6 protein-coding genes and 1 pseudogene are annotated in these 5226 nt (G+C 70.2%); 3 read left to right on the top strand and 4 right to left on the bottom strand.

All coding sequences use genetic code 11. The annotated features are described in order from the left end of the window. Positions 1–68: 68 nt before the first annotated feature. A complete protein-coding gene (locus GJ632_RS19180) occupies positions 69–503 on the bottom strand; it encodes a hypothetical protein (protein ID WP_231751689.1) in 435 nt (144 codons plus the stop codon). An 81-nt stretch (positions 504–584) separates the two neighbouring features. Between GJ632_RS19180 and GJ632_RS19175 the strand changes: the two genes are divergently transcribed. Then, positions 585–890 (top strand): DUF5827 family protein, encoded by a 306-nt coding sequence (locus GJ632_RS19175; protein WP_089807182.1) that lies wholly within the window; start codon positions 585–587, stop codon positions 888–890. Positions 891–958: 68 nt separating this feature from the next. Here the strand turns inward: GJ632_RS19175 and GJ632_RS19170 are convergent. The 3 genes and pseudogenes from GJ632_RS19170 to GJ632_RS19160 all read right to left on the bottom strand — a co-directional run bounded on the left by GJ632_RS19170 (position 959) and on the right by GJ632_RS19160 (position 3444). Continuing rightward, positions 959–1533, bottom strand: a pseudogene (locus GJ632_RS19170) (MBL fold metallo-hydrolase). Positions 1534–1600: 67 nt separating this feature from the next. Further along, positions 1601–2602 carry a hypothetical protein gene (locus GJ632_RS19165; protein ID WP_231751688.1) on the bottom strand — a complete coding sequence of 334 codons (1002 nt, stop codon included), beginning with the start codon at positions 2600–2602 and terminating at the stop codon, positions 1601–1603. Between the two features lie 179 nt (positions 2603–2781). After that, positions 2782–3444 (bottom strand): NUDIX hydrolase N-terminal domain-containing protein, encoded by a 663-nt coding sequence (locus GJ632_RS19160; RefSeq protein WP_197428097.1) that lies wholly within the window; start codon positions 3442–3444, stop codon positions 2782–2784. A gap of 116 nt (positions 3445–3560) precedes the next feature. Between GJ632_RS19160 and thyA the strand changes: the two genes are divergently transcribed. Both thyA and GJ632_RS19150 read left to right on the top strand, forming a co-directional pair. Beyond that, on the top strand, positions 3561–4562 hold the full coding sequence (thyA, locus tag GJ632_RS19155) for a thymidylate synthase (protein ID WP_191453768.1): 1002 nt from the start codon (positions 3561–3563) through the stop codon (positions 4560–4562). Next, positions 4562–5083, top strand: a complete 522-nt coding sequence (locus GJ632_RS19150) for a dihydrofolate reductase (RefSeq protein WP_191453767.1) — start codon at positions 4562–4564, stop codon at positions 5081–5083. Before thyA ends, GJ632_RS19150 begins: the two co-directional genes overlap by 1 nt. Positions 5084–5226: the final 143 nt, after the last annotated feature.

The following is a 5226-nucleotide window of genomic DNA, read 5'->3' as shown; positions in this document are numbered from 1 at the left end:
CGCGTACACCCCGATTTTTTTCTTTGCGCACGCCGCAGAGCGGCCGCACCACCCGCCGAGCGCGTCGTTCAGTCGGTCACCGTCGGGTCCGCCTCGGGCGCGAACGTCTCCGGGCCGAGTTCGAGCGCGAGTTCCTGCACGGACTCGTCGAGTTGCCGGTAGTCGTAGCCGTCGTCGGCGAGGTCGAAACTGGCGAAGACGCCGATGGGTTGGTCGCAGAGGAACGTCCGGAACTGCTCGAAGGAGGAGAGCCCGCGGACGGTGTAGCCGTAGTCGGCGTAGTAGAGCGACTCGTACGTCTGTCGCGTGACGAGCGTAGCGCTCGTTGTCGACGAAGCGCTCGACGTCCAGGTCGCCGTCCGCGATCGCCTCGGCGACGTCGTCGCGGACGTACACGCGCTCGAACGCCCGTTCGTCGAAGAGCCACACGTCTCTGAGCGCCCGCCCGCCGAAGTCGCGAAAGACGCCCAGCAGCCGTTCGGACGGCGATTCCATACGTTCACACTTCGAAGCCATTTGATAACCATTGTGATTCGTTCTCCCGGAGTCAGGGCGTTTACGTGCGCCGACGGCGACTGTTCGGTATGCCTCGACCGAAAGACGAGTTCGACACGCTCTACCCGTACCGACTGTACGAACCCGCGGAAGTGCTCGACGACGAGATGATGTACACCGTCCCCGAAATATCGCGCCTCCTGCAGGGACTCGACCCGGAGACGGAACTCGACGCGGACACGGAGGACCGCATCGTCACGTGGACGGTACCGTGGCTGATGTCGCACGCCGACGAGTTCGTCATCAACGACCCGGAGGGCGACGAACCGGGCTACTTCGGCATCCAGTCGGAGTCCCGACCGGCCGACGAGATTCCCGAGGGCGCCGACGAGTAATCCGCGGCCGAGTGGCCCGCGGACGAGTGATTCCCCGGCTGAATGGCCGGTGAGACCGTCGAAGCGGGTCACATCCGGGCGGCGCGCCCGGCGAGTTCGACGTCTTCGAACGGTCGCTGCGTGACGCTCGGCCCGTGGCCGGTGTGCATCTCCGAGAGGTCCTCCCCCACCGTCTCCCGGACGCGGTCGATGCTCGCCGTCAGCGCCGCCCGGTCGCCCTCTTCGAGGTCGGTGCGCCCGAACGCGCCGTCGGCGAACACCAGGTCGCCGGCGAACAGGACGCTCGCGCGCGCGAGTAGAAGCAGAGGTGGTCGTTCTTGTGTCCCGGCGTGTGGAGCGCTTCGTAGTCGTCGTCGCCGATACGGACCGTCTCGCCGTCGGCGACGGCGTGGTCGACTTCCGGTCGGTCGGGGTCGAACCCCCACGTCTCCACGTCGAACGCCTCGCGGACCGCCGCGACGTTGCCGACGTGGTCGGTGTGCGTGTGCGTGAGGTACACCCGGTCGAGTCCGTCCACCCGGTCGCGGACGCGCGACACCACGTCGAAGTTCGCGCCGGTGTCCACGAGAGCCGTCGTCTCGCCGGTGACGAGGAAGGCGTTGCTGGTGAACGCTTGCACGTCGTGCGCGAGGTTAGATATCACGTCCGAGAGTAGACGCGAACGGGTCTTTCCTCTTTCCATGGCGGCCGTCGGGGCCGTCCGCCCGGCCTCAGAATCCGCGCCAGACGGCGCGACCGGGCGTGTGGGCGACCCACGTCCCGTCGTCGCGCAGGAGTCGCGGGTCGCGCCACCGGCAGCGCACGTTGCCGAGGTAGGAGAACGGCGGGGTGGGGTCGTCGAGGGCGACGACGGTCCGCGCGCCGACGGTCAGCGACCGGCGCGACGCCCGTTTCGCGGGCGTAAAGCCGTGCGTAACCTCGCCGTCGTCGCTCACCGACTGCTCGACGGCGAACGCGTCCGTGCCGGCCGCGGGTCCGGTCGCCTCCACCGTCGCGTCGGTGAAGCCCGTCCGAACCGACACCTCGTCGACGCGGTACCGGTCCGGGAACGGGGCGTCCGCGGCGGTCACCGTCGCCACCGTCTCGACGACGGCGGTTCCGACGGTCCGGAAACAGCGTCGCCGCGGTCCCAGCGGTCGTAGTCGCCGACGTCGCGCGGCCGCGAACCCGGACGCGCCCGAGTTCGACGCCGCCGTCCGGACGCGGCGGGCCCTCGACGGGGAACGCGGGCGGACGGCCGTCGAGGACCTGCCCGACGGCCCACGGGAGTCGGGCCGGGAGGTCCGCGCCGCGTATCGGTTCGACGTACTGGACGAGGAGGCGGTCCGCCACGGGGACGACGGCGGCGACGCGTTCGCTCGGCGTCCACGAGTCGCTGGGGACGCCGTACCGCTCTCCGGCCCGTTCGCAGAGGCGGAGAACGGTCCCCGGAGCGTCCTCGCCGGCGACGACGACGGGCGTGCCGGCTTCGAGCGCGTAGAGGGCGGTGTCGTGAACTGCGGGCCCGGGGGGACGAGCACCACGTCGGCGTCGCCGACGGCACCGGTGCGTCTGGGCCCGGCGTCGTCGGGGAGGGGCACGTCGCCGACGACGGTGACGGTCCGACCCGAGAGCGGCGGGTCGTCCGTCGCGGACGAGGCGTCTGCGTCGGCGCTACACCCGGCGAGCGGAGCGGTGGCGAGGAGGGCGAGAACGTCGCGGCGGGAGGGCATCGGTCGAACGATTCGGTCGAGAGTTGTAAGTATGTTGTCTCGACTGCGACGGCGCGGGCGGCGAGAGGGGGTCCGCTCGGTCGTCCGGGGCCGCGGCGGAGTCGCCCGTCCCGACGCTGAACCACTCGCTCGGCGAGGAGCCAGCCGTCCCGACGCGGAGCCACCCTCGCGGTGCAGACTCACTCGTCCCGGCGGACCCACCGTTCGTGCGCGTCGCGGGCGAACTGCTCGTTCTTCGTGTGCCACGCCGACACGTCGTCGACGTGGCGGAAGCGGACCTCAGTGCTCTCGTGCGAGCCGTCGAGTTCGCCACCGATTCGCTCACAGCGGTAGACGATGGGGACGTGGGTGTGGGCGTGCGGCGACCCCTCGTCGTCGGGACCGACGCTGTAGACGCCGACCAACTCCGCGACGGACACCTCGACGCCCGCCTCCTCTCGGGCCTCCCGGACGGCCGCCTCGGGCGGCGTCTCGTTCGGTTCGACGAAGCCGCCGGGGAGGTCCCACCGGCCGTTGTCGGCTCGCCGGACCAGCAGTATCTGGCCGTCGTCGTCGAACACGGCCGCGTTCGCGCCCACCTTCGCCGTCGCGTGACCGTGTTCGGCCGCGAGGCGGTCTCTGGCCTCCGCCGGCGGCAGGTCGAGGGCGACGCCGTACCACTCGCTCGTCAGGTCGAGGAGGCGGCGGTACCGCTCCTCGTCGTGGGCGTCGTGGCCGTCGTCGCCGTACTCCAGCCCGTTCTGGGCGATGACGCGGAGTTCGTCGAGGAGCGCTAGCAGCGAACGGCCGTCCTCGGTCTCGGGCGGTCGGTTCGGTCGCGGGTCCGGTCCGTCTTCGGTCACGCCTCCGTCTACCGCGCAGGCCGGTAAATACGGACCGGGCGGACGCCCCCGACAGCGTCCATTGCGTCACGTTCATACCTCGGTACCGAGCACAGTATCCTAACCCCGAGCCCACCATGCGCCAGTATCTCGACCTAGTCACCGACGTGCTGTCGGACGGGCAGCACAAGCCGAACCGCACGGGCGTAGACACGATTTCGGCGTTCAGCCGCCACTACGAGGTGGACCTGCGGGAGGGCTTTCCACTGCTCACGACGAAGGACCTGTCGGGCTTCCGCTGGAACTCGCTGATTCACGAGTTCGTCTGGTATCTCTCCGGCGAGGAGCACATCCGAACGCTGCGCGAGGAGACGGGAATCTGGGACGCGTGGGCCGACGACGAGGGGCGACTCGACACCGCCTACGGTCGGTTCTGGCGGCGCTTTCCCGTCCCCGACGAGGGGTTGCCGGGCGAGGCGTGGCCCGAGGAGGGCCACCGCTGGCTGAACGAGGACGAACGGACGTTCGACCAGATTCAGTACGTGCTCGACACCCTCCGCGAGAACCCCACCTCCCGGCGCATCGTCGTCAACGCGTGGCACCCGGCGAACGCCGCCGTCTCCACGCTCCCGCCGTGTCACTACTCGTTCGTGTTCAACGTGCAGGGCGACGAGTTGAACCTGCATCTCACCCAGCGTTCGGGGGACATCGCCCTCGGCGTCCCGTTCAACGTCGCCGCCTACGCCCTCCTCGCCACCGCCGTCGCCCAGCGGACGGGCTTCGAGGTCGGCAAGTTCGCCCACACCGTCGTCGACGCGCACGTCTACTGCGGCGAGGGTGACCGCGGCGCGTGGTACGCCGACAACCTCGCAGACCTGCAGGCGCGCCTCGCCGACGTCGAGTCGCGCGCGGACTACCTCGACGTGCGCGACTGGTTGGTCGAGACCGCACCGCCAGAACCCGAGGGCCGGGAGGACTACGACCACGTTCCGGGCCTCCTGCGGCAGTGCGCCCGCGAACCGGGCGACCGGCCGACCATCGAGGTGGCAGACGTTCCCCTCGACGAACTCACGTACGACGACGTCGAACTGCACGACTACGACCCCGACGAGGGGATCCGCTTCGCGGTGGCCGAGTGATGCCGGAGTCACCGAGCGAAACCGAGTACGTCCTCGTCGCCGCCGTCGCAGACAACGGCGTCATCGGCCGCGACGGCGGGATGCCGTGGCACTTCCCCGAGGACATGGCGCACTTCAAGCGGACGACGACGGGCCACCCCGTGATTCTGGGTCGGAAGACGTACGAGAGCGTCGTCGACGCCCTCGGCGAACCGTTCCCCGGCCGGACCAGCGTCGTCCTCTCCTCGCGCGAGTTGGACCTCCCCGACGGCGCGGTGCTGGCGCACTCGGTCGCCGAGGCGGTCGAACTGGCCGAAGCGGCGGCCGCAGAGCGAGGCGTCGAGACGGTGTACGTCGTCGGCGGCGCGCGCGTGTACGAGCAGTTCCTCCCGCGAGCGACGCGGATGGTGCTGACCGAGATTCACGAGTCGTACGAGGGCGACACTCGGTTCCCCGACTGGGACGCCTCGGCGTGGGCGGAGACGGACCGCGAGACGGGCGAGCGGTTCGACTTCGCGACGTACGTCCGGCGGGACGAGTAGCGCAGTCGGAACGGCGGCCCGCCCACCCCACCCTCCGAAACGCTTGACCCGTCGTCGTCCTAACGGACGGTATGCGCCCCGTCGACCGGAGCCAGTTTCGCCGGTCGGTCCGCCGCCTCGACCAGCGGTCGCTGGCGCGACTC

The sequence above is a fragment of the Halogeometricum sp. CBA1124 genome (assembly GCF_009741955.1).
In the GTDB taxonomy this organism is placed as follows: Archaea; Halobacteriota; Halobacteria; order Halobacteriales; family Haloferacaceae; genus Halogeometricum; species Halogeometricum rufum.
The sequence above is the reverse complement of the archived record's forward strand: the minus strand, read 5'-3'. Positions and strand labels throughout refer to the sequence as shown.

Bases quoted from the DNA above. Each gene is read 5' to 3' on its own strand.
- GJ632_RS19175 (WP_089807182.1), top strand. From the start codon at position 585: ATGCCTCGACCGAAAGACGAGTTCGACACGCTCTACCCGTACCGACTG.
- GJ632_RS19165 (WP_231751688.1), bottom strand. From the start codon at position 2,602: ATGCCCTCCCGCCGCGACGTTCTCGCCCTCCTCGCCACCGCTCCGCTC.
- thyA (WP_191453768.1), top strand. From the start codon at position 3,561: ATGCGCCAGTATCTCGACCTAGTCACCGACGTGCTGTCGGACGGGCAG.
- GJ632_RS19150 (WP_191453767.1), top strand. From the start codon at position 4,562: ATGCCGGAGTCACCGAGCGAAACCGAGTACGTCCTCGTCGCCGCCGTC.